General features: G+C 57.4%; 20 protein-coding genes. 5 read left to right on the top strand and 15 right to left on the bottom strand.

The features are described 5' to 3' along the window. Positions 1-128: 128 nt before the first annotated feature. A complete protein-coding gene (gene elbB / locus K7H09_RS12175) occupies positions 129-788 on the top strand; it encodes an isoprenoid biosynthesis glyoxalase ElbB (protein WP_009287444.1) in 660 nt (219 codons plus the stop codon). A gap of 81 nt (positions 789-869) precedes the next feature. Here the strand turns inward: elbB and tatC are convergent, their stop codons facing one another. From tatC to K7H09_RS12110, 13 genes are all read right to left on the bottom strand, one after another. Beyond that, positions 870-1,661, bottom strand: a complete 792-nt coding sequence (gene tatC, locus K7H09_RS12170; RefSeq protein WP_009287443.1) for a twin-arginine translocase subunit TatC — start codon at positions 1,659-1,661, stop codon at positions 870-872. After that, positions 1,658-2,152 carry a Sec-independent protein translocase protein TatB gene (tatB, locus tag K7H09_RS12165; RefSeq protein ID WP_022522098.1) on the bottom strand — a complete coding sequence of 165 codons (495 nt, stop codon included), beginning with the start codon at positions 2,150-2,152 and terminating at the stop codon, positions 1,658-1,660. Before tatB ends, tatC begins: the two co-directional genes overlap by 4 nt. A 3-nt stretch (positions 2,153-2,155) precedes the next feature. Then, positions 2,156-2,434 (bottom strand): Sec-independent protein translocase subunit TatA, encoded by a 279-nt coding sequence (gene tatA / locus K7H09_RS12160; protein ID WP_022522099.1) that lies wholly within the window; start codon positions 2,432-2,434, stop codon positions 2,156-2,158. Between the two features lie 173 nt (positions 2,435-2,607). Next, on the bottom strand, positions 2,608-2,982 hold the full coding sequence (locus tag K7H09_RS12155) for a phosphoribosyl-ATP diphosphatase (RefSeq protein ID WP_027958642.1): 375 nt from the start codon (positions 2,980-2,982) through the stop codon (positions 2,608-2,610). A 31-nt stretch (positions 2,983-3,013) separates the two neighbouring features. After that, positions 3,014-4,636, bottom strand: coding sequence for a ubiquinone biosynthesis regulatory protein kinase UbiB (gene ubiB / locus K7H09_RS12150; RefSeq protein ID WP_027958643.1), 1,623 nt, complete (start codon positions 4,634-4,636; stop codon positions 3,014-3,016). Next, positions 4,633-5,289, bottom strand: a complete 657-nt coding sequence (locus tag K7H09_RS12145; RefSeq protein WP_141440696.1) for a ubiquinone biosynthesis accessory factor UbiJ — start codon at positions 5,287-5,289, stop codon at positions 4,633-4,635. The genes ubiB and K7H09_RS12145 overlap by 4 nt, the downstream gene beginning before the upstream one ends. Positions 5,290-5,320: 31 nt before the next feature. Then, positions 5,321-6,076: a bifunctional demethylmenaquinone methyltransferase/2-methoxy-6-polyprenyl-1,4-benzoquinol methylase UbiE gene (gene ubiE / locus K7H09_RS12140; RefSeq protein WP_009287442.1), complete on the bottom strand. Its 756-nt coding sequence runs from the start codon at positions 6,074-6,076 to the stop codon at positions 5,321-5,323. A gap of 149 nt (positions 6,077-6,225) precedes the next feature. Beyond that, positions 6,226-6,609 (bottom strand): gamma-butyrobetaine hydroxylase-like domain-containing protein, encoded by a 384-nt coding sequence (locus tag K7H09_RS12135; RefSeq protein WP_027958645.1) that lies wholly within the window; start codon positions 6,607-6,609, stop codon positions 6,226-6,228. A gap of 112 nt (positions 6,610-6,721) precedes the next feature. Beyond that, positions 6,722-8,044, bottom strand: a complete 1,323-nt coding sequence (hslU, locus tag K7H09_RS12130) for an ATP-dependent protease ATPase subunit HslU (RefSeq protein ID WP_009287441.1) — start codon at positions 8,042-8,044, stop codon at positions 6,722-6,724. A gap of 51 nt (positions 8,045-8,095) precedes the next feature. Beyond that, positions 8,096-8,629, bottom strand: a complete 534-nt coding sequence (hslV, locus tag K7H09_RS12125; RefSeq protein WP_007113850.1) for an ATP-dependent protease subunit HslV — start codon at positions 8,627-8,629, stop codon at positions 8,096-8,098. Positions 8,630-8,767: 138 nt separating this feature from the next. Further along, the gene (locus K7H09_RS12120; RefSeq protein WP_039859439.1) at positions 8,768-9,502 is read right to left on the bottom strand and encodes an SPOR domain-containing protein; all 735 of its coding nucleotides are present in this window, start codon (positions 9,500-9,502) and stop codon (positions 8,768-8,770) included. A 3-nt stretch (positions 9,503-9,505) separates the two neighbouring features. Then, entirely contained in the window at positions 9,506-11,191 is a 1,686-nt protein-coding gene (argS, locus tag K7H09_RS12115) for an arginine--tRNA ligase (RefSeq protein WP_041159397.1), read from the bottom strand. A gap of 134 nt (positions 11,192-11,325) precedes the next feature. Next, entirely contained in the window at positions 11,326-13,524 is a 2,199-nt protein-coding gene (locus tag K7H09_RS12110; RefSeq protein WP_041159396.1) for a primosomal protein N', read from the bottom strand. 268 nt (positions 13,525-13,792) lie between these two features. On the opposite strand from K7H09_RS12110, the gene rpmE reads away from it, so the two are divergent. Then, complete coding sequence (rpmE, locus tag K7H09_RS12105) at positions 13,793-14,008, top strand: 50S ribosomal protein L31 (protein ID WP_081742600.1); 216 nt, start codon at positions 13,793-13,795, stop codon at positions 14,006-14,008. Positions 14,009-14,364: 356 nt separating this feature from the next. Continuing rightward, positions 14,365-15,636, top strand: a complete 1,272-nt coding sequence (locus K7H09_RS12100; protein WP_041159395.1) for a malic enzyme-like NAD(P)-binding protein — start codon at positions 14,365-14,367, stop codon at positions 15,634-15,636. Between the two features lie 71 nt (positions 15,637-15,707). Here the strand turns inward: K7H09_RS12100 and K7H09_RS12095 are convergent, their stop codons facing one another. After that, positions 15,708-16,526, bottom strand: coding sequence for an acyl-CoA thioesterase (locus K7H09_RS12095; protein WP_022522108.1), 819 nt, complete (start codon positions 16,524-16,526; stop codon positions 15,708-15,710). 113 nt (positions 16,527-16,639) lie between these two features. Here K7H09_RS12095 and tadA point away from each other — a divergent pair, with 113 nt between their 5' ends. Then, positions 16,640-17,110, top strand: a complete 471-nt coding sequence (gene tadA / locus K7H09_RS12090) for a tRNA adenosine(34) deaminase TadA (RefSeq protein WP_027958651.1) — start codon at positions 16,640-16,642, stop codon at positions 17,108-17,110. Positions 17,111-17,120: 10 nt separating this feature from the next. Here the strand turns inward: tadA and mltF are convergent, their stop codons facing one another. Next, entirely contained in the window at positions 17,121-18,584 is a 1,464-nt protein-coding gene (gene mltF, locus K7H09_RS12085) for a membrane-bound lytic murein transglycosylase MltF (RefSeq protein ID WP_009287436.1), read from the bottom strand. A 208-nt stretch (positions 18,585-18,792) separates the two neighbouring features. On the opposite strand from mltF, the gene purL reads away from it, so the two are divergent. Further along, positions 18,793-22,743: a phosphoribosylformylglycinamidine synthase gene (purL, locus tag K7H09_RS12080; RefSeq protein ID WP_141440697.1), complete on the top strand. Its 3,951-nt coding sequence runs from the start codon at positions 18,793-18,795 to the stop codon at positions 22,741-22,743. Positions 22,744-22,750 lie beyond the last annotated feature (7 nt).

Raw genomic sequence — 22,750 nt, 5'->3', positions numbered from 1 at the left:
GGCCTGGAATCAGTATATCAGCCATGCCCTGCGGCGAAAGCCGTCTTGTGGCGACACGGCAGACTGACTAAAGTGAGCGACAGCTTTGCTGTATTGCGTTCGGCAGACCCTGGGATAAGGAGATAGGCATGACCAAACAGGTGGCAGTGATTTTAGCTGGCTGCGGCGTTTACGATGGCTCGGAAATATATGAGACCACGCTAACCCTGCTGCGCTTGGATCAGTTGGGCATTGGATACCGCTGTTTTGCCCCCGATATTGAGCAGCACCATGTGGTTAACCACCTCACCCAAGAAGTAGTGGAGGGCGAGCAGCGTAACGTGTTGCTGGAGTCCGCTCGCTTGGCGCGAGGGGAGATCAGCCCACTGAGTGAATTAGTGGCTAATGATTTTGACGCAGTGATTGTGCCCGGTGGTTTTGGCGTTGCCAAGAACCTTTCGGACTTTGCCAGTGCCAGCGACAATATGCAGGTGTTAGAAGCGCTAAAAGAGGCGCTGACGGGCTTTCACCAAGAGGCCAAGCCGATTGGTTTGATGTGTATTTCCCCCGTACTTGTGCCACGCCTATTGGATGAGGGCATTGCGGTAACGGTGGGCAATGACCCGGCGGTTTCCGGGGCGATAAGCGCCATGGGTGGGCTACACCGCACCTGTAGCGTAGAAGATATCGTGGTGGATTTTGAGCACCGGGTGGTCACCACACCCGCTTATATGCTGGCAACGCGGATCAGCGAAGCCGCAACTGGTATTTTTAAACTGGTGGATCGCATTGCAGAAATGATGGATTAAGCTCGCCACTGTGCTGATACAAAAGCCGCCGCCATTGATCATGGCGGCGGCTTTTAAATATCTGGACGTTGATCCCAGTGCTTAGAGGTCTGCTTCTTGCTCTTCGGCAGTCTCTTTCTCCTCTTTGCGCTTGCGCACCAGGCGACCAAACAACAGCCCGACTTCATAAAGCAGATACATCGGTACCGCCAGTAGGCTCTGTGAAATCACATCCGGGGGCGTTAGCAGCATGCCGACAACAAAGCAGCCTAGTAGGATATACGGGCGCTTTTTAGACAAGCTTTCCACCGACGTAGCGCCAGATAAGATAAGCAAAAAGGTCGCAATAGGAATCTCAAACGCTACACCGAAGGCAAAGAACAGCTTAAGAACGAAGTTCAGATATTGGTTAATGTCGGTCATCACGGCGACGTTTTCCGGCCCGGTTTGGGTGAAAAACTCAAACAGCAGCGGAAAAACAACGTAATAGGCAAACGCCGCGCCGCCGTAGAAAAGCGCAATGCTCGAAACCAGAATCGGAATCGCCAGCGCTTTCTCATTGTCGTAAAGCCCCGGGGCGATAAACGCCCAGGCTTGGTGTAGCACAAACGGAATAGCGATAAATACCGCGACTACCAGAGTGAGTTTGAACGGCGCTAAGAATGGCGAAGCGACTTCCGTAGCGATCATCTGCGAGCCTTCGGGCAGCAGCGCCATCAACGGCTCGGCAACAAAGGTGTAGATATCATTGGCAAAGGAGTAGAGGCCCAAAAAGACCACCAGGATAACGATCACGGCGCGCATTAGTCGTGAGCGCAGCTCGATCAGGTGCTCAATCAGGGGGGCTTGGCTCTGCTCTTCCCGCGGCTCCTTTGAATCGCCAGACATGCTCATTGGTGATTACGATCCTTATTAAGTGCAGCCGACTCAGGGTTAGGCGTTTCAGGTTCGGCCTCGCGGGTGGGCGCAGTCGAGGCAGATGATGACGGAGGTGTTTCTTCACGCACCGTTTCCTCTCGCACCGTTTGCAGGGCGTCATCCAATCGAGAGCTGGCCTGGGCAACGCGCTGCTCAGTGTCACTCTTATCAGTGTCGCTCTGCTGCGCTGGTGCAGCGTCTGACGGGCTATCGGCAATGCTCTCTACGTCCAGCTTCGCTTTCTTCAAGCTGTCATCGAGCTTCTTTTGCTGTTCATTGAGCTTTTGGCGCAGCTCTTCTGCTTCCAGTTGGGCGCTGATTTCACGCTGCATACCGGATACCGTACGCTTGATTTTACCAATCCACATGCCCGTCGTACGGGCGGCGCGGGGCAGCCGCTCCGGGCCAAGCACCAACAGCCCGACGACCCCAATCAGCATCAGTTCAAGAAAGCCGATATCCAGCATGGTTTATTTGCGCTCTTCGTTGCGGTCGTGGGCGGCTTGTTTCTCTTCGGCTTGAACGTCGTAAGTGTTGCCCGGCTCTTCATGGCTCACTTTGGCATGGGGTTGGTCGGCGTCCTCTTTGTCCGCCTCTTTATTTTTCTCCTCGTCGTGCATGGCTTTCTTGAAGCCCTTGACCGCCCCGCCTAGGTCGGTGCCCACGTTACGCAGTTTTTTGGTGCCGAAAACCAGAATGATGATGCCCAGCACAATCAGCAACTGCCAAATACTAATACCACCTAACATATGCGTGTCCTCTTGCGAGCAGGTTAACTATCGATTGAGTGCTATCTATTTTAGTGAGTGCTACCTATTTTAGCGCTATCTCTTTTACCACTGAGCCAATGAATACAAGCCCTATGGCTAGGAGCAGTACTACAGTACGCGCGTTACCACTATGCGACAGCCATATGTGGCAACTATGGTTGGCGGGCGGCTTTTTCCTCGTGTCCGGAAATGCCGAAACGCCGTGCCAGTTCGTCTAAAACGGCCTGATGATCCATCCCCAGGTGTGACAGCATCACCAGGCTATGAAACCACAGGTCGGCGGTTTCAGAAATCAATGCTTGGCGTTCAGCCTCGCTACCATGCTCGGCATCTTTTGCCGCAAGCACTGTTTCTGTTGCTTCCTCGCCTACCTTTTCGAGTATCTTGTTCAAACCCTTATGATGCAAGGAGGCAACATAAGATTCTTCTGCCGCTGCATGGCGTCGCTGCTTTAGCACCTCATTGAGCGTATCCAGCACATCAGTATGGCTAGTCGAATTGTTAGGCGATAATGCGTTGCTGTCCATGGGAATCCTCGTAAACGTTTAGTGCGTCACTCTATTGCCATACCAGCAACAGTAGGCCAATGGCGGCGGCCGCTAGTATCGGCCACTCCTGAAGTGCAATCCAGCCGCTTAAGGGCTGCCAAGCCAGTGCCAGCGCCAGCAGAATCAAGCCAAGCCGAAGGCGGTAGAGGCGTTTGCCCTGGCGCGCCATCTGCACCCGCATGTCGTTGATCGATTCGACTTGCTGGTGGCGCTGGCGATGCTCGTGCTCCATACGGCTTAGCGCCTGGTGAGCCAGTACGGGCAGTTCGGGCAACTGGTGCGAAAGCTCCGGCGCCTGGCGCTTCAGCGACTCCCATAAACCGCTGACCCCGGCACGCTCTTTCATCCACTGCTCTAAATAGGGCTTGGCGGTACTCCACAGATCTAGATCCGGATAGAGTTGGCGTCCCAGGCCTTCAATATTGAGCAGCGTTTTCTGCAACAGTACCAGCTGCGGCTGTACTTCCATATTAAAGCGCCGCGCGGTTTGAAACAGCCCCAATAGCACCTGGCCGAAGGAGATATCTTTCAACGGCTTTTCTAAAATAGGCTCACAAACGGTGCGAATCGCCGCCGCGAATTCGTTAGCGCGGGTGTTTTCACCCACCCAGCCGGATTCGATGTGCAGCGCAGCGACTTCGTAATAGTCCTGGTGGAAAAACGCCAGTAGGTTACGCGCCAAGTAGTCCTGATCTTCCCGGGTCAGGCTGCCGACAATGCCGCAATCGATGGCAATGTACTGGGGATCTTCGGGGTTGTCACAGTTGACGAAAATATTGCCTGGGTGCATATCCGCGTGAAAGAAGTTGTCACGGAATACCTGAGTAAAGAACAGCTCAACGCCGCGCTCGGCAAGCTTCTTCAAATTAGTGCCACGAGCAATCAGGGTATCTAAATCGGCGACCGGAATACCGCGAATGCGCTCTTGCACCATCACATGGCGGCGTGTGAAGGGCCAGTAGATGGTGGGCACAAACAGCAGCGGTGAGTCTTTGAAGTTGCGCTTGAGCTGCGAGGTGTTGGCGGCCTCTTTGTAGAGATCCAGCTCGTCAAACAGCGTGGCTTCGTAGTCGCGAATGACTTCCACCGGACGCAGGCGACGTGCCTCGGGGATTTTGGAGAATAGCTTGGCGACTTGGTACATCAGCGCCATATCCTGACGCATCACGCGATCAATGCCGGGGCGAATGATTTTCACCACCACGTCTTCACCGCCGTGCAGTCTTGCCGCGTGCACCTGGGCAATCGACGCCGAGGCCAATGGCACTCGGTCAAACTCAGCAAAGGCCTCTTCCAGCGACATTTCCAGCGCTTTCTCGACCCGGTCGGCGGCTTGATCACCTGGAAAGGGCGGCACCTGATCCTGCAGGCGTTTAAGCTCATCGGCGATATCCGCTGGCAGCAGGTCGCGACGGGTCGAGAGCATTTGGCCGAATTTAATAAAAATCGGCCCCAGTGCTTCCAGCGACAAGCGCAGACGTTCGCCCCGTGAGCGCTTGCCAACAGGAATCAAACGTAGCGGAGAAAACCATAGCAGCGCCCGGAGCCACCAGGGCAGCCGCTCTAGCGGCAGCAGTGTGTCAAGCCGGTGGCGACTGATCACCCAGCTTATCCGCAGCAGGCGCAGGCTCATGGGCGCGACTCCTGTGGTGCAGGCTGAAGCTGTTCTAGTCGTCGCTGTAAGCGGTTTAGACGTGCTTCCAGGCGATCGGTTGCCACCTCTAACTCGGTCAGATGCTCGCGCAGTAGGCTACGCTGCTGCCGCCCTGGCAGCAGGCGTGCCTCTTCAAAGACATATTCAGAAACATCCTGCATCAGCTCGTCTTTGGCGCGCAGCCCCCAGCGGGCAGCGCGGCGCAGGCCCTCGGCCAGGGAGTGGGCGGGCATATCGCCCAGCCAGCGGGCCAGCTCGCTCTCCCAGTCGATGTCCAGGTCGAAGAGCAGGTCTCGAGTGGCTTCAAGCAGATGGATACGCCCGCGCACCGCCAGCTTGCCGTCAAACATAAGGCGTTCAATCGAAGCACCGCTGATCCACTCGGAAAACGTTTCCGGGGTGAGCTCTACCACTGCGTCTACGTCGGTTTCATCAACGTCATCACCGCGCATCAGGTCGAGCCCGGCGTGATGGTAGTGAATGACCAGTGCTAAATGGGGCTGCTCAAGGCGCACCAGTAGACGGCTGCCCGCCAGTGCCGCTAGCCGTTCAGGGGCAGCGGGGTCGCGGGCGAGCAGGGCGTTGAGCGTGCGTTCACAACCGGCCAGCAGCAGGGTCGGGGTTACCAGCATGCTGACCTCTTGGTAGATAGCGTCTGAAACCTCATAACTTAATGCCGCGGTGCAGTGCAACGATACCGCCGGTCAGGTTGGTGTACTCAACCCGCTCAAGCCCTGCCTCTTCCATCATGGCTTTGAGCGTTTCCTGATCCGGGTGCATGCGAATCGACTCCGCCAGGTAGCGGTAGCTGTCGCCGTCCCCCGCCACCAGTTCACCCATTTTGGGCAGCAGGCGGAAAGAGTACTCATCGTAGGCCTTGGAGAGCAGCGGGTTGTTGGGCTTGGAGAACTCCAGCACCAAAAGGCGGCCACCGGGCTTGAGCACACGGGCCATGGAGCGCAGCGCGGCGTCTTTGTCGGTGACGTTACGTAAACCAAAGGCAATAGTGATGCAGTCGAAGCTGTTATCGGGAAACGGCAGACTTTCGGCATTGGCTTGAACATACTCGACGTTGCCGCCTACACCGTTATCCATCAGTTTGTCGCGGCCCACTTTGAGCATGGAGGCGTTGATGTCGGCAAGTACGACTTTGCCCCGGGGGCCAACCAAACGGGAGAACTTAAGCGTTAAATCCCCTGTGCCGCCCGCGATATCCAGCACGTGGTGACCAGGCCGCACCCCTGCGCGTTCAATGGTAAGACGCTTCCAGACTCGGTGGATGCCCATGGACATCAGGTCGTTCATCACATCGTAGCGGGCAGCCACAGAGTGGAAAACATCGGCCACTCGTGAGGCTTTTTCATCAACTGGGACTTCCTGAAAACCAAAGTCAGTGGTGCGTTTTTCTGTGGGGCTCATTGGGCAGTAGCTCCCGAATTCGAGGCGATGGCAAATCGACCTTAGGTCTTTTGACCCTGAGATCGACGCGATTAAAAGTTAACGCCATTGTAGCCTTGTCCACCCTGGCTTGTCTGCCTGGCTTCTTGTATAGGATCTGAGTCAGGTAGTCACAGTTGCTTGAATTGAATGCTGGCGGGCTCTCGCGAGGCACCGGCCTCTTTTAAACGCTGCAAGTAGTTGTTCCAGTAGGCTTCTTGATGAGTCGCGAGGTCATACAGGTAGTTCCAGCTAAACAGCCCGCTGTCATGGCCATCATCGAAGTGCAGTTTCAGTGCATAGTTGCCCGCCTGGGTAATATTTTGCAGGCCGACATCTTTTTTACCCACTTGCAGTACCGCGGTGTCGCCGCCGTGGCCACGCACTTCGGCGGAAGGCGAATAGACGCGTAAAAACTCAACCGGGAGGTGAAAACTCTCCCCATTGGCGTAGCCAAGCTCCAGCTCGCGGGCCTGTTTATGGTAGTGAACCCTAGTGGGGGTGGGCGCATTCATGATGAAACCTCATCGCTAAGTGTCCATGGCTTATGAACATAGCAGCAAGCCCGCAAAGAGCGGGCTTGCTGTTGCTGACGGTACCAATGCTGATAATAACAGCAGACGCAGCTTACAAAATATACCGCGACAGGTCTTCGTCGACCGCCAATTCGCCAAGCTGAGCATTGACATAGTCGCCGTCAATTACCAGCGGGCTCTCCATATCGCCGCCTCGGAAAGAGGCTTCTTCTAATAGCCGCTCCATCACTGTGTGTAGGCGGCGGGCGCCGATATTTTCAGTGCCTTCGTTGACCTGCCAGGAGATCTGAGCGATGCGCTCGATACCGTCGGGGGTAAACTCTACGTCCAGCCCTTCGGTGGCCAGCAGCGCTTGGTACTGCTTGGTCAGCGAGGCGGAGGGCTCGGTGAGAATGCGCTTAAAGTCGTTGGGCGTTAGCGCGTCAAGCTCAACCCGGATCGGCAAGCGGCCCTGTAGTTCAGGGATCAGATCCGACGGACGCGACAGGTGGAAAGCACCGGAGGCGATAAACAGGATGTGATCGGTTTTAACCATGCCGTACTTGGTCGAGACGGTGGAACCCTCTATCAGCGGCAGCAGATCACGTTGGACGCCTTCACGGGAGACTTCGCCACCGCTGGACTGGCCGCTACCCTTGGCGACTTTATCGATCTCATCCAGGAACACGATGCCGTGTTGCTCGACCGAGTAGACCGCGCGGGATTTGATCTCTTCCTCATTGACCAGCTTGCCAGCTTCTTCATCGCGTAGCAGTACCAGCGCCTCTTTAACCGTTACGCGGCGGTTTTCACGCTTCTGCTGGCCCATATTGGAGAACATGCTCTGCAGCTGGCTGGTCATCTCTTCCATGCCTGGTGGCGTCATGATATCGATGCCTTGGCCCTGGGAAGAGATTTCGATATCGATCTCTTTATCGTCCAGCTGCCCTTCGCGAAGCTTCTTGCGGAAGGTCTGGCGGGTGCCGCTGTCTTCACGGGGTTTATCTTCTTGACCTCGGGGCGGCGGCAGCAGGGCATCCAGTACGCGGTCTTCTGCAGCATCTTCGGCGCGGTGGCTAACTTCTTCTTTGGCCTGTTCGCGCACCATCTTGATCGCCGCTTCCATCAAGTCGCGGATAATCGACTCTACATCACGGCCTACATAACCAACTTCAGTAAACTTGGTCGCTTCGACTTTAATAAACGGCGCTTTAGCCAGCTTGGCCAAACGGCGGGCAATCTCGGTTTTACCCACACCGGTGGGGCCGATCATCAAAATATTTTTAGGGGTGACTTCTGGGCGCAGGTCGTCATCTAGCTGCATACGGCGCCAGCGGTTACGCAGAGCGATTGCAACGGCGCGTTTGGCATCCTGCTGGCCAATAATGTACTGGTCTAGAGCGTGAACAATTTCGCGGGGTGTCATCTGAGTCATATAAGTAACCTTAGTGTGCAGTGAGCGGCGCTTGGGGATCGCGTGAGTTGATTAGCGATCGTCAATCGACAGCTCTTCGAGGGTCACGTGGTGGTTGGTGAATACACAGATATCACCAGCGATCGAAAGCGACTTCTCGGTAATTTCACGCGCCGACAGCTCGGTATTTTCCAGTAGCGCCCGGGCGCTGGCTTGGGCGAAGTTGCCGCCAGAGCCAATGGCAATAATGCCGCGCTCGGGCTCGACTACGTCACCGTTACCGGTAATGATCAGCGAGGCGCTGTGATCCGCAACGGCGAGCAGCGCTTCCAGGCGGCGCAGCGCCCGGTCAGTGCGCCAATCTTTGGCAAGCTCAACCGCTGCCTTGGTCAAATGGCCCTGGTACTTTTCCAACTGCGCTTCAAAGCGCTCAAACAGCGTGAACGCATCCGCCGTGCCACCCGCAAACCCGGCCAGTACCTTACCGCGGTAGAGGCGGCGTACTTTGCTGGCGTTACCTTTCATTACGGTATTGCCCAGCGATACTTGGCCGTCGCCAGCGAGGGCGACCTGATTACCACGACGAACGGAGACAATAGTGGTCATGGAGATAACTCCTTGGGGGAGGCGAGCTCCCGATGACTGGCAGGCCACTCAATAAGCGACCATTGTTTAAGCGTTCACAACAAAATGCGGGCGGCTGATAAAAAATCAACCGCCCGCAGGGTAATCCAGGAGGGATTATTAGTTTTGCAGTTGGATAAGCAGGGGCTCGATACCTTGGGTGTTCATTAAATCCTGGGCCCGGTTCAACTCACGGGTGTCCTCGTAAGGCCCCACTTGTACCCGGTGCCAGGTATTGCCATCCGCCTTTACTTCGCTGATTTCCGCCAGCAGGCTTAAATTGCGCAGTCGGCCGCGCAGCTGTTCGGCGTCGCTGGCTTCACGAAATGAAGCCGCCTGAAGCATATAGCGCCCTGGGGTATTGGTGGCCGCTTCATTCTCCTGAGCCGCCGATACCTGATCTTCAGGTCGGGTGTTGGCGGCAATCACCTGGGCGATGGGGTCGTCGCCTGCAGCGCCAGAGGCCGCAGCACTATCGGCTGTCGGTTCGGGAGCCTCCGGGCGCACAACGCTTGAAGGCAGAGAGACGCCGGGGGCAATGACCTCGGTTTCCGGCAGCAGGGTATAAAACTCAAACGTCGGCATCGACGGTTCAGCGGCTTCCTCGGTTTCCCGAGCGGCGGCGCGTTCTTCGCTACCCGAGGGCTTGGGCAGTACCGTGGCTTGAGGTGCTTCGCTCTGCTCTTGCCAGGGGGCGGTGCCGTGCTGGTGCTGAGCCAAAAAGAAGCCCGCCGCCATACCGGCAAGACCCCACAGCCAGCCGGGTAGGCGGAAGCCGCCGCCTGAGCTGCGTTTGGACTTGCGCTGCGATGTGGCTCCGCGGCGGGGGGCGGGCTTTTTGCGCGGGCTAGCCATTGCTTACATCTCCTCTGGGGCGCTAACCCCCATTAAGTCAAGCCCGTTGCGCAGCACTTGACGGGTGGCGAGGCCCAGCGCCAGGCGCGTATTGCGCAGGGTGTCGTCTTCGACCATTACTTTGACGGCGTTGTAGCAGGTGTGGAAATCACCGGAAAGGTCGAGCAAATACTGGGCAACCTGCTGTGGCTCGCGGTTTCTGGCGGCGGTTTCCACGACTTCAGGGAAGCGCGCTAGCCGGTTAAGTACGGCTTTCTCCTGGTCGCTGTCCAGCAGCGCTAGGTTGGCCAGTGCCAAGGCGTGATCAAACGGCTGGTCTGCATCCTGGGCTTTGCGCAGCATGCTGCAGACCCGGGCGTGGGCGTACTGGATGTAGTAGACCGGGTTGTCATTCGACTGGGAGCGGGCCAGGTCGATATCAAAGGTGAGCTGCGAGTCGGCGCGGCGAGCGGCGAGGAAGAAGCGCGTGGCGTCGCGGCCCACTTCGTCGATCAAGTCGCGCACAGTGACATAGCTGCCGGCGCGCTTGGAGAGTTTTACCTCGACGCCTGAGCGGGTAACCATGACCATCTGGTGGAGCACGTAGTCGGGCCAGCCTTTGGGAATGCCCACTTCCAGTGCCTGTAAACCGGCGCGTACGCGGGTGACGGTGGAGTGGTGGTCGGCACCCTGCTCGTTGATCACGGTTTTGAAACCGCGCTGCCACTTGTCCAGGTGGTAGGCCACATCAGGCAGGAAGTAGGTGTAGCCACCCTCGCGTTTGCGCATTACGCGGTCTTTGTCATCACCGAAGTCGGTGGTGCGTAGCCACATGGCACCATCTTCTTCATAGGTGTGGCCTGCGCTCACCAGTTTTTCAACAGTGGCGTCCACCTTGCCATCTTCATAGAGTGAGGACTCTAGGAAATAGACGTCAAACTCCACACCGAAGGCTTTTAGATCCAGATCCTGTTCGCGACGCAGCCACGCCACGGCAAACTCTTGAATGGCGTCTAAATCATCCGGGTCTTTTTTGGCAGTGACTTCGCGGTCATCGGCACTGACCGTTTTGCCTGCCAGGTAGTCGTTGGCCACATCGACGATATACTCGCCGCGATAGCCGTCTTCGGGCCAGCTATCGTCGTCAGGGCCTAAGCCTTTCACCCGCGCTTGTACCGAACGCGCCAAGTTGGCGATCTGGGCGCCCGCGTCGTTGTAGTAGAACTCGCGGGTGACATCAAAACCGGTGGCTTCGAGAAGGCGGCATAGGCAGTCGCCAATCGCTGCGCCCCGACCGTGACCTACGTGCAGCGGGCCGGTGGGGTTGGCGGAAACGAACTCGACCTGCACTTTCTCACCTTTGCCCATCATGCTGCGGCCAAAGGTGTCGCCGCAGTCGAGTACCTGGGCAACGATTTGCGCTGCGGCATCGGCGGCGGCGAAAAAGTTGATAAAGCCGGGGCCCGCAATCTCGGTTTTTTGGATAGCGTCGCTTCCGGGTAGCGCTGCAACCAGCGCGTTGGCTAATTCACGCGGATTTTTGCCTGCCGGCTTGGCTAACATCAGCGCCAAGTTGGTGGCGTAATCGCCGTGGGCCTTGTCTTTGGTAGGATCCACTTTGATGGTGGGCTGAAGGTCGTTTGGCAGCACGCCTTGGTGCTTGAGCGCGGTGATCGCGCCTTCGAGCAGAGAAACTATCGTATCTTTCATGTGGGTATCCGGTTACGTCTGTGGCGGCGTGTGCTAACGCGCAGCAGTAAAGGTGCGTCGGCAAAGCGGCTATTATCGGCAATTGAGCCGCAGTTTCAAAGGCGTGTTGCTAAACAAGTGCCAAGAGATAAGCGCTAAGCGAGGGTTTGTGGGTCGATATCAATCGACCAGCGTACCTTGCGGGCCTCTCGATTGGCTTCAAGCCACTGCACCAGCCAGCTAACGGCCGGGTGTAGTTGGCTGCGTTTATCGGCTGCCAGCATAACGTGTAAATGGTAGCGGTTCTGGCGTCTTTCCATCGGTGCGGGCACAGGCCCCAGGCAGCGGGTGGCTACGCCGCTCTCTTTTAACCATTGGCGCAGGGCTTGAGCGGCCTGTTGCGCCATGGCCAAAGCGGCCTCCTCTTTGGGGCTTTCGATGCGTAGCAGCGCCATAAAACAGAACGGGGGCAGCTGGGAAATGCGCCTTTCTTCCAACATATTGCGCGCAAGGGCCCCGTAGCCATGTTCAGCCAATTGGCCCAAGTGTGGGTCGTCGGGGTGGAGGGTTTGCACCAGCACTCGGCCTGGGTGGGCGGCGCGACCGGCACGGCCCGCTACTTGTTCAAGTAGTTGGGCGCTGTGCTCCAGAGCGCGAAAATCAGCGGCGTAGAGGCCGCCGTCGGCATTGACGACCACGACAAGTGTGACGTGGGGTAGGTGGTGCCCTTTGGCGAGCATTTGAGTACCGACCAACACGCAGGGTTCGCCGCGCTGAATCTCTTTTAGTACCTGTTCAAAACTGTCCCTGCGCCTAGTACTGTCGCGATCGATGCGGTGGATAGTGGTTTTCGGGAACAGCGTTTGCAGCGTTTCTTCAGTGCGTTCTGTACCACTACCCAAGGCGCGCAGATCGCCGCTGCCACACTCGGGGCAAGCGTCCGGTAGGGCGCGGCGGCTATCGCAGTGGTGGCAAGCCAGTAGGGGAGGCTGGCGGTGTAGCGTCATGCGTGCGTCGCACTGGCCACACTCTGCCATCCAGCCGCAGGCGTGGCAGGCAAGTGTCGGTGCAAAGCCGCGCCGGTTGATAAAAATCAGCACCTGCTTGCCAGTGCTCAAGGTGCTTTTAATCGCTTTGATGGCACCGGGTAACAGGCCGCCCTGGCGGCGTTGGTGGCGTAGATCAATCAGCTCCAGCTTGGCTGGCGGGTGCTGGCTGGGGCGCTGGGTCAGGCGTAGGTGGCGGTAAGCGCCGCTAAGCGCCTGGTGCAGACTCTCCAGGGAGGGTGTGGCACTGCCCATCAGTAGCGGGATTTTATGGTAGTGGGCCCGGGCCACGGCTAAATCGCGGGCGTGGTAGCGCAAACCGTCGTGCTGTTTGTAGGAGCCGTCGTGCTCTTCATCGACAATAATCGCGCCGGGGTTGGTCAGCGGGGTGAAAATCGCCGAGCGGGTGCCGATGATAATGAGCGCCCGGCCGCTGGCGGCGGCTTCCCACACATCTAGCCGTTCGGGGTCGGTGAGGCTTGAGTGCAGCGCCACCACGGGTACCCGAAAGCGGCTTCTAAAGCGGGCGAGTGTCTGTGGGGTTAAGCCAATTTCCGGTACCAGTACCAGCGACTGCTTGCCCTTGGCGGCGACGGCTTCAATAAGCTGCAGGTAGACTTCTGTTTTGCCGCTGCCGGTGACACCCTCGAGTAAGCAGGGGTGATAGCCATCGAGTTTTTCATGCAGTGTGGCCAGCGCCGTCGCCTGTTCACGGTTAAGCGGCAGGGCCGGTGTTGCCAGTAAGTTGCCGCTGGGTGGCGTTGGGGCAGTGAGGATGTGTTCCTGGCTGGATGCGAGGCCTTTCTTCTCCAGCGCTAATAGCTGGTCGCGGGCAAAGCCGTGGGCGCTAACCGCACGGCCAGGCAACCCATGAGGGTGTTGGCGCAGCAGCGCATGCAGCTCGGCTTGCTTGGGCGCTCGGCTGAGTATTTCTTCTGCGCCTTCGCCTTGGGCAAGCCAGAGAGTCTGGGTGCGCCCAGCCATGGGGTGCCCCTGGCGTAGCCGTGCAGGCATGGCGTGGTGCAGGGTGTCGCCTAGGCTGTGTTGATAATAACGGGCGGCAAAACGGCATAGCCATAGCCAATCCTCCGGCAACGGGGCATCATCCAGCGCTTCGCTGATGCTACGCAGTTGGCTGCGCGGAAGGTCGCTGTGGTCAGCCAATTCGACGACCACGCCGACGACTTCGCGGCGCCCAAAGGGCACTCGCACTCGCAGCCCCGGCTGCCAGCCGCAGGGAGGCGTTTCCCTGGAAGGCAGGTAGTCGAACAGGCGGCGCAGCGGCGAAGGCAGCGCTACCTTGAGCACTTGATCGAGTGCTTGGGAAGATCTTTGGGACGGTCTTTGAGACTGTCCTTGAGAGTATGCCTGCGAAGAAAAAGAGTCAGCCAATTGGCCTCCGGCGTTAGTTTTGCTAGAATATGCGACCGCTCTGAATCCTAACGATCTTTATCGATCTATTTGTAAAGACCTATCGTAACGACAGAGCGGCTAACCGGTTAGTCGTTTTTTCCAAACCCGTATGCGGTACCTGGCACGAGATCAGGTGGCGGCATATAGCTTCGTGAGGCTCGAAATGAGACAAGGTATTCACCCGAATTACAACACGGTCACCGCCAGCTGTTCTTGCGGCGCCACTTTCCAAGTAGGTACGACCTCTGGTCAGGACTTCTCCTTGGATGTGTGCTCTAACTGCCACCCGTTCTACACTGGTAAGCAGAAGCAAGCGACCACTGGTGGCCGCGTAGAGCGTTTCAACAAGCGTTTCGGCGCTGCTGTTAAGCGCGGCTAATCCCAGTCGGATAGCCATATCGCCAGCATGCCTGTTCCTATCAGGCTATTCCTATAAGGCTATGCTCGCGCAAAACCCACGCCTCGGCGTGGGTTTTTTGTGAGCTGGATATGCTTGCTGCATGAGTTTTATGTGAAAAAAATTTCCATAAATTCTGTTATGCAGCAATAAGTAAAGCATTATGAGTAAAGCCTGTTTGCATAAGTTTCTGCAAATAGTGGCTAAAAGTGACGAATGTGAAGATAAAATTCGGTTAAACGAGCGTTTTGTCGTAAGTTGACGGCGCGCTTGAGGCGCTATGGTTTTTTCTATATTCTGAAACGACTTATCTACTTTATGTTAACTGGACTCTGACCATGACGGATGCAAATAAGCAGGCTGCTTTGGATTATCACGCGAAACCGATTCCCGGTAAGCTTTCGGTGGAGTTGACCAAACCCACCGCGACAGCACGGGATTTGGCACTGGCGTATAGCCCAGGCGTGGCTGAGCCAGTACTTGAAATCGCCAGGGATGCGGAAAATTCTTACCGCTATACCGGCAAGGGCAATCTGGTCGCCGTCATTACCGATGGCAGCGCTATTCTGGGGTTGGGTAATCTGGGCCCGCTGGCGAGCAAGCCAGTGATGGAAGGCAAGGGCGTGCTGTTTAAGTGCTTTGCAGGCATCAATTCGGTGGATATCGAAGTGGATGCGGAAAGCCCGCAGGCGTTTATCGATACCGTCGCGCGCATTGCCGATACCTGGGGCGGGATTAACCTTGAAGACATCAAGGCGCCGGAGTGTTTTGAAATTGAGAAAGCACTGGTTGAGCGCTGCAGCATCCCGGTCTTCCACGATGACCAGCACGGCACCGCAATTGTGACAGCGGCCGGCATGCTTAATGCCTTGGATATCGCGGGCAAAAAAATTGAGAACGTCAAGATCGTTTGCATGGGTGCAGGGGCGGCGGCGATTGCCTGTATGCGGCTGCTGGTCTCCTGTGGTGCAAGTAAAGAGAATTTGGTAATGCTGGATCGGCGTGGCGTTATTCATACTGATCGCGAAGGTATCAACGAATATAAGGCTGAATTCGCCCGCGATACCGAGATGCGCACCTTGGACGATGCCATCGACAATGCTGACGTCTTTATCGGCCTGTCAGGCCCAGGGCTGCTGTCTGCTGAGCAGGTGAAAAAAATGGCGCCAGATCCGGTGATTTTTGCCTGCACCAACCCGGATCCGGAGATCCATCCTGACGTTGCCCGGGAGGCGCGCCCGGATGTGATCATGGCCACCGGCCGTTCAGACTTCCCGAACCAGGTCAACAACGTGCTGGGCTTCCCGTTTATCTTCCGCGGCGCTTTGGATGTTCGCGCCACGCGCATTAATGAAGAGATGAAGCTGGCCGCGGTGCATGCCTTGAAAGACCTGGCCCGCGAGCCGGTTCCTCAGGAAGTGCTGGACGCCTACGAGCGCACCGAGATGAGTTTTGGCCGCGAGTACATCATCCCCACGCCGGTCGATATTCGCTTGCTGGCGCGGGTTTCCTCGGCGGTGGCGCAAGCCGCGGTTGATTCTGGTGTCGCCCGTAAGCCTTTCCCGGCGCACTACCCGCTGCAGTCAATTAATGACGTTTATGGCGGTTAAGGCACTGCTCCCTGGTTAGTCGATTTACGCCCGCTGCTTAGCGGGCGTAAATGTTTTGAGAGATTATTTATTTAGCTTTGAGAATAGCGTGTTAACCCTTCCTGAGCGGTGGAGGCCACTAAGCGGCCATCGCGGCTGTAAATATGCCCCCGCGCCAGCCCGCGAGCGCCGCCTGTCCAGGGTGAGTCGATGACGTATAACAGCCAATCGTCCAGGCGGGTGTCCTGGTGGAGCCACAGGGCATGGTCAAGGCTGGCAATGCGTAGCTTGGGGTCTCGGTACTCAATGCCATGGGGAATCAGGCTGGTGGTCAGCAGATTGAAGTCAGAGGCGTAAGAGAGCAAGTGGCGGTGCAACGCCGGGTCGTCTGGCAGCGTGCCGGAAAGACGAAACCATAAGCATTGGCCAGCAGGTGTACCGTTGTCGGGGTTGCCGGGTAGATGCACAAACTCAATCGGGTGACCGGGAAAGCGGTCATGCTTGGCCTCGCCGTTCTCGATTAACGCTTCGGGTGTCGGCACATCCGGCATGGTGCGCTGATGGCTAAAGCTCGCCTCAGCGCTTTGAAAGGAGGCGCTGCAGAAGAAGATTGGCCGGCCTTTTTGAATGGCAGTGACACGACGGGTCGTGAAGCTGCCGCCATCGCGAATGGTATCCACTTGGTAGACAACGGGGCGATGTGGGTCACCAGGACGCAGAAAGTAGCCGTGCTGAGAGTGCGGGCGGCGCTCAATGGGCACTGTGCGCGCAGCGGCTGCAAGCGCTTGGCCGAGTACCTGACCACCATAGAGCTGAGGAAAGCCTAGATCCTGACTCTGGCCACGATATAGCGTCTCTTCCAGCGTTTCTAGCTCCAGTAACGCTACCAGTTTGTTCAGCGCGTCTGTCATTCTCGGTATCCTTGCGGCTGTCTCAATCGAATGCTGTCGATGAAAGTGAGTTGCTACGACGGGGGACAACCCTTTCATACGATCGTTTAGCTACCTTAGCGGAGTTTACGTTTATGCGCAGCGATGAATTTTACATGCACCGGGCGCTTGACCAAGCACACTTGGCCGCTGCGGCAGGTGAGGTGCCCGTAGGGGCGGTTGTCGTCGATGCGCAGGGGGAGGTCATAGGCGTTGGCTGCAACGCCCCGGTAGCCAGTTGCGACCCCAGCGGCCATGCGGAAGTTCGTGCGCTGCGCGAGGCGGGGCAGCAGCAGGGGAACTATCGGCTTGAGGGCTGCACGCTGTTTGTCACCTTAGAGCCGTGCATGATGTGCGCAGGGGCGATGATACATGCTCGCCTAGCCCGTTTGGTTTACGGTGCTGCTGAGCCTCGGGCTGGCATGGTTGAATCAAAGGCTAACCTACTGGCGCAGCCGTGGTTCAACCATCAGGTCGCGGTGACTGGCGGTGTATTAGCAGCACCCTCGCAAAAATTACTGAAGCGTTTTTTCACCGCGCGACGCGATCAACTTAGCCAGAAATAGTTAAGAAGTGTTAATCAAGCGGCGGCACAAGTTCGAACAATAGCAGTGGATCATCGTTGACTGACGTTTGTTCTAGTTGGAAAAACTGCTGGCGGCTACGTTCAACATACTCAATCATTTCGTAGTAGCGACGGATATTGCGTACGTATATTACTGGCTCGCCACCACGGGCGTAGCCATGCCGCGTTTGGCTGTGCCATTCACGCTGCTGTAGCAGGGGCAGTGCGGCGCGTACATCCGTCCAGCTGTCGGGGTCACCGCCTCGCATCTCGGCAATCTTACGGGCGTCGTATAAATGCCCTAGCCCCACATTATAGGCAGCCATGGCCATAAAAAGCCGGTCATCACCGGTAATGCTTTCCGGTAGGCGGTCTTTGATGCTGCGCAAATAACGGGCACCGCCATCAATGCTTTGGGCCGGGTCGGTGCGGTCGCTGATGCCCATCTCGCTGGCAGTGGGGTTGGTTAGCATCATTAAACCACGCACCCCGGTCGGCGAGACCGCATCTGGATCCCAGTGCGACTCCTGGTAGCCCACGGCCGCGAGTAGCTTCCAATCAAAACCTGTTTCCTGGGCGGATTGCTGGAATAATTCAGTATAGCGGGGCAGGCGTGCATCCAGATGGTCAAGAAAGGTGCGGGTACCGACATACTCCAAGTAGTCGTCATGACCGAAGTAGCGGCTGACTAGCTGATCTAGCGTGCCGCTCTCCTGCAGGTCTTGGAGGAAGCGATTAGCGGCTTCGAGTAACCCCAAACCGCGACCGCTGGGCACTGCCCATGCCATGGAGAGCGGGTCGCCGAGGATAAAGCCACGCTCAACGTTGGGGAAAAACAGCCGGTTCAAGCGGAACTGATGCTCAAAAATAACCGCTGCGTCCAGGGTGCCGTTTTCAACCCGGGCCAGCAGTTCGGCGACCTCCAACTCATGGGACTCTTTCCAGCTTAGGGTGGGGTGGCGTTTCTGGAGATCGCGCAGTGCTTCGCTGGTACCCGCTTCGCTAAGCGTACCAAGCTCCAGGCCGACAAGGTCGCTTGGTTCACTAATACCATTAAGCCCGCGCCGGTATACCACTAGCGGCTGCATCTTGATAATCGGACGGGTGTAGTAAACACCAGAGGGGTTAGGCAGCAGGGGTAGCGCTGCCGCGCCCAGGTCGCCGCTCTCACGTACCGCCGGCAGCACGCTTTCAGGGTGATGGCGGGCGTTAAGGTTAAGACTCACCCCTAGATAGTCGGCAAAGCGGTGCATTAGCTCGTACTCAAAGCCGGTAGGGCCCTGGCGACCTTGGTAATAAGTGGTGGGTGTATTACGGGTGTGAACGGTAATAAAATCTTTTGCAGTGATCTGAGTCAGATGCTCGCCGGGAGGAACCAGGGAGAGGGTGGGCACCAGAGTCAGAAGCGTAATCGCTATTAGCGCATAATAAGCGCTGGCACGGGCTACAAAATGTCGGCAAATCAACGTCAGCATGGCGTCTTGTCGGCATGAAACAAGCTGCCACGATACCCAGCCAGGGGCAGGCTGTCACCTTGTTGATTTCGTGTGACGGCTGGTTTCCAGTATCATAGGCGTTTTCCGGTACCACATTATCTGTGTTTTCCGGCACCATAAAAGCACGGCCGCCTAGCGGCCCGGTGATTTCCCTGCTCGAATTTCCCTGCTCTAGAGGCTTCAGGATATGCTCGAACTGCGAGGCGCGCCCGCCCTTTCTGCCTTCCGTCATGCTCGGCTGTTAACGGTGCTGCGTGAACGTGTTCCCGAGGTGGAAGCGCTGTCTGCCCACTATGTTCATTTTATCGATGTTCACTCCCATGAGCGCCGCGAGGAACTGGATGACGCTGCCCGCGAACGTTTGGTGCAGTTACTTGATTACGGTACTCACTCGAGCGTAGAGGTTCCTGAGCGCGCCCAGCGCTTTTTGGTGGTGCCGCGCCTAGGCACCCAGTCGCCCTGGTCATCCAAGGCGACTGATATCGCCCACAACTGCGGCTTGCGCCAAATTAGCCGCATCGAGCGCGGCATCGATTACCGGGTCAGCTTCACCGCGATGCCGGACGAAGAGAGTTTGAGCGCGCTGGCGGCACTGCTACACGACCGTATGACCGAAACCGTGCTAGCCGATGCCTCGGACGCCGCTAAGCTGTTTGCTCAACACGACCCGGCACCGCTGGGCAGTGTGGATATTCTTGAGGGTGGCCGGGATGCGTTGGCAACGGCCAACCAGGCGCTGGGGCTGGCGCTGGCAGAAGATGAAATCGACTATCTTGTCGATGCTTTCAATGAGTTGGGGCGTAACCCCAGCGACGTTGAGCTGATGATGTTTGCTCAGGCCAACTCTGAGCACTGCCGTCACAAAATCTTCAACGCCGATTGGATGATCGACGGCGAGCTGCAGAGCCACTCGCTGTTTAAGATGATCAAGAATACCTTTGCGTCGTCGCCGGACAATGTTCTCTCGGCTTACAGCGACAATGCCGCTGTGATCAAGGGCAGTCAGGCTGGGCGCTTCTTTGCCACGCCGCTGACAGGCGTTGACGACGAGCGCGCACTCTACGCCACTCATCAGGAACCCATTCATATCCTGATGAAGGTAGAGACCCATAACCACCCCACAGCGATTGCCCCTTTCCCAGGCGCGGCGACCGGCTCCGGTGGAGAAATCCGTGACGAAGGTGCTACCGGCATTGGGGGCAAGCCCAAAGCGGGTCTTTCAGGTTTTACGGTTTCCAACCTGCGCATTCCAGAATTCGTACAGCCCTGGGAAGCCTTTGATTACGGCAAGCCAGGGCGTATGGAGTCGGCGCTCAATATTATGCTCGAGGGCCCCATTGGGGGCGCCGCGTTCAACAATGAATTTGGCCGCCCCAATCTAACCGGCTATTTCCGCACCTACGAGCAGGAGTCACTTAACGACGGCGGTATCGAGCGGCGCGGTTTCCATAAGCCGATTATGCTCGCCGGTGGTTATGGCAATATCCGTGCCCACCATGTTCAGAAGGGTGATATCCCTGTCGGCGGCAAGCTGATTGTGATGGGTGGCCCGGCGATGTTGATTGGCCTGGGCGGCGGTGCAGCCTCCAGCATGGCCTCCGGCACTTCCAGTGCCGATTTGGATTTCGCTTCGGTGCAGCGTGAAAACCCTGAGATTGAGCGCCGTGCTCAAGAGGTGGTCGACCGCTGCTGGGCGCTGGGGGATCACAACCCGATTCGCTTTATCCACGATGTTGGCGCGGGTGGGCTCTCCAATGCGTTGCCCGAGCTAGTAAAAGATGGCAACCGTGGTGGTCGTTTTGATCTGCGCGCGGTGCCCAACGCCGAGCCGGGTATGAGCCCGCTGGAGATTTGGTGTAATGAGGCCCAGGAGCGTTACGTGCTTGCGGTTGCACCAGAGGATTTGGATACATTTGATGCCCTGTGCAAGCGCGAGCGCTGCCCCTATGCGGTAGTCGGCGAAGCCTTGGAAGAGCACCATCTTGAAGTGCGCGACGGCCATTTTGAGAGTAAGCCGGTTGACCTACCGATGAGCGTGCTATTCGGCAAAGCACCCAAGATGCAGCGCGAATTTGAGCGTCGCAATCCGGAGCTCTCCGGCATGATGCTGGATAATCTTGACCTGCGCGAAGCACTTGATCGCGTACTGCGCTTACCTACCGTGGCCTCCAAAAGCTTCCTGATCACCATTGGTGACCGCTCGATCACCGGCCAGGTGGCTCGCGACCAAATGGTCGGCCCCTGGCAAGTGCCGGTAGCCGATGTAGCGGTGACCACGGCAAGCTTTGATACCCACACCGGTGAAGCCATGGCCATGGGGGAACGTCCCCCGGTAGCCTTGATCAACCCTGCTGCTAGCGCTCGCTTAGCGGTGGCCGAAGCGATTACCAATTTGGCGGCAGCACCGATTGCCAAACTGAGCGATATCAAGCTCTCCGCTAACTGGATGAGCGCGGCGGATCACCCAGGTGAAAATCAGGCGCTTTACGATGCGGTTTATGCGGTAGGTATGGAAATGTGTCCGGCGCTGGGCATTGCGATTCCGGTGGGCAAAGATTCGATGTCGATGCGTACCGCTTGGCAGGATGAGAACGAGCAGGGCGAATACGAAGAGAAGAGCGTGACGTCGCCCCTTTCGCTAGTGGTGACCGGTTTTGCTCCGGTGACCAACGCCCTGGCGACGCTCACGCCGCAGATCAATCTGGATCAAGACGAGTCGGATTTGATTTTGGTCGACCTGGGCAACGGTCAGAATCGGTTGGGCGGCTCCGCTTTGGCGCAGGTGTATGGCCAGGTGGGCAATGACTGCCCCGATGTGGACGACCCGGAAGATATCAAAGCGTTCTTCGAAGTCATTCAAGGCCTGAACCGCGACGGCAAGCTGCTGGCGTATCACGATCGTAGCGATGGTGGCCTGCTGGTCACGCTGCTGGAAATGGCCTTTGCTGCCCACGCCGGGCTTGAGATCAAGCTCGACTGGATGATCGACGAGCCAGTGGAGGCGTTGAACGCGCTGTTCTCGGAAGAGCTGGGTGCCGTGATTCAGGTCAATCGTGAACACACTGAAGAAGTGCTGGCGCAGTTTGCCGTGGCGGGTATCGAAACCTGTGGCGTCATCGCCCGCCCGCGTTACGATGACCAGGTGCGCGTCACGCTGTTTGAAGAGCCTTTGTTGGAAACCACTCGTCAGCTTACCCAGCGTACCTGGACAGAAACCAGTTACCGTATGCAGGCGCTGCGCGACAACCCCGAATGCGCCAAGAACGAATACGACAATCTGCTCGATGGCCGCGACCCGGGGCTATCTGCCACGCCCACCTTTGATATTAATGAAGATATCAGCGCGCCTTATGTCAACACAGCTAAGCCTGCCATGGCGGTGCTGCGTGAACAGGGCGTCAATGGCCAGGTAGAAATGGCCTGGGCTTTCGATAAGGCCGGGTTTGAGGCGGTGGATGTGCATATGAGCGACATCCTGGCGGGGCGTGTTTCGCTGGAAGAGTTCAAAGGGCTTGTGGCCTGCGGTGGCTTCTCCTACGGCGACGTGCTTGGTGCTGGCGGTGGCTGGGCCAAGTCGGTGCTGTTTAATGAGCGCGCCCAGGAGCAGTTTGCGGCGTTCTTCGCCCGCGACGATAGTTTCTCGCTGGGCGTATGTAACGGTTGCCAAATGCTCTCGCAGTTGAAATCGCTAATTCCTGGCGCTGAAAACTGGCCGACCTTTGTGCGCAATGAGTCCGAGCAATTTGAGGCCCGCGTTTCCATGGTGCGAGTCGAGAAAAGCCCCTCGATTCTGCTCGCCGGTATGGAGGGCTCAAAACTGCCCATCGCCGTTGCTCATGGTGAAGGGCAGGCGGAGTTCCGCGACAGCGCTCATCTGCGCAGCATGCAATCGAGCAACCAAATTGCTCTGCGCTATATCGATAACTACGGCCAGGCGACCACGCGCTACCCGGCAAATCCCAACGGCTCACCGGCGGGCATTACCGGTCTGACCACGCCGGATGGCCGGGTAACCATTATGATGCCCCACCCTGAGCGCGTTGCTCGGGCGGTTACCAACTCCTGGCGCCCGGCAGAGTGGACTGAAGATGGCGCCTGGCTGCGGCTATTCCGCAACGCTCGGGTTTGGCTCAACTGATTCCAGT

The sequence above is a fragment of the Halomonas sp. IOP_14 genome (assembly GCF_021021315.1).
In the GTDB taxonomy this organism is placed as follows: Bacteria; Pseudomonadota; Gammaproteobacteria; order Pseudomonadales; family Halomonadaceae; genus Vreelandella; species Vreelandella titanicae.
Note: the sequence above shows the minus strand (reverse complement) of the source record. Positions and strands in the feature narration are given on the sequence as shown.

Coding starts and splice junctions, on each gene's coding strand:
- elbB (WP_009287444.1), top strand. CDS start 129: ATGACCAAACAGGTGGCAGTGATTTTAGCTGGCTGCGGCGTTTACGAT.
- tatC (WP_009287443.1), bottom strand. CDS start 1,661: ATGAGCATGTCTGGCGATTCAAAGGAGCCGCGGGAAGAGCAGAGCCAA.
- tatB (WP_022522098.1), bottom strand. CDS start 2,152: ATGCTGGATATCGGCTTTCTTGAACTGATGCTGATTGGGGTCGTCGGG.
- tatA (WP_022522099.1), bottom strand. CDS start 2,434: ATGTTAGGTGGTATTAGTATTTGGCAGTTGCTGATTGTGCTGGGCATC.
- K7H09_RS12155 (WP_027958642.1), bottom strand. CDS start 2,982: ATGGACAGCAACGCATTATCGCCTAACAATTCGACTAGCCATACTGAT.
- ubiB (WP_027958643.1), bottom strand. CDS start 4,636: ATGAGCCTGCGCCTGCTGCGGATAAGCTGGGTGATCAGTCGCCACCGG.
- K7H09_RS12145 (WP_141440696.1), bottom strand. CDS start 5,289: ATGCTGGTAACCCCGACCCTGCTGCTGGCCGGTTGTGAACGCACGCTC.
- ubiE (WP_009287442.1), bottom strand. CDS start 6,076: ATGAGCCCCACAGAAAAACGCACCACTGACTTTGGTTTTCAGGAAGTC.
- K7H09_RS12135 (WP_027958645.1), bottom strand. CDS start 6,609: ATGAATGCGCCCACCCCCACTAGGGTTCACTACCATAAACAGGCCCGC.
- hslU (WP_009287441.1), bottom strand. CDS start 8,044: ATGACTCAGATGACACCCCGCGAAATTGTTCACGCTCTAGACCAGTAC.
- hslV (WP_007113850.1), bottom strand. CDS start 8,629: ATGACCACTATTGTCTCCGTTCGTCGTGGTAATCAGGTCGCCCTCGCT.
- K7H09_RS12120 (WP_039859439.1), bottom strand. CDS start 9,502: ATGGCTAGCCCGCGCAAAAAGCCCGCCCCCCGCCGCGGAGCCACATCG.
- argS (WP_041159397.1), bottom strand. CDS start 11,191: ATGAAAGATACGATAGTTTCTCTGCTCGAAGGCGCGATCACCGCGCTC.
- rpmE (WP_081742600.1), top strand. CDS start 13,793: ATGAGACAAGGTATTCACCCGAATTACAACACGGTCACCGCCAGCTGT.
- K7H09_RS12100 (WP_041159395.1), top strand. CDS start 14,365: ATGACGGATGCAAATAAGCAGGCTGCTTTGGATTATCACGCGAAACCG.
- K7H09_RS12095 (WP_022522108.1), bottom strand. CDS start 16,526: ATGACAGACGCGCTGAACAAACTGGTAGCGTTACTGGAGCTAGAAACG.
- tadA (WP_027958651.1), top strand. CDS start 16,640: ATGCGCAGCGATGAATTTTACATGCACCGGGCGCTTGACCAAGCACAC.
- mltF (WP_009287436.1), bottom strand. CDS start 18,584: ATGCTGACGTTGATTTGCCGACATTTTGTAGCCCGTGCCAGCGCTTAT.
- purL (WP_141440697.1), top strand. CDS start 18,793: ATGCTCGAACTGCGAGGCGCGCCCGCCCTTTCTGCCTTCCGTCATGCT.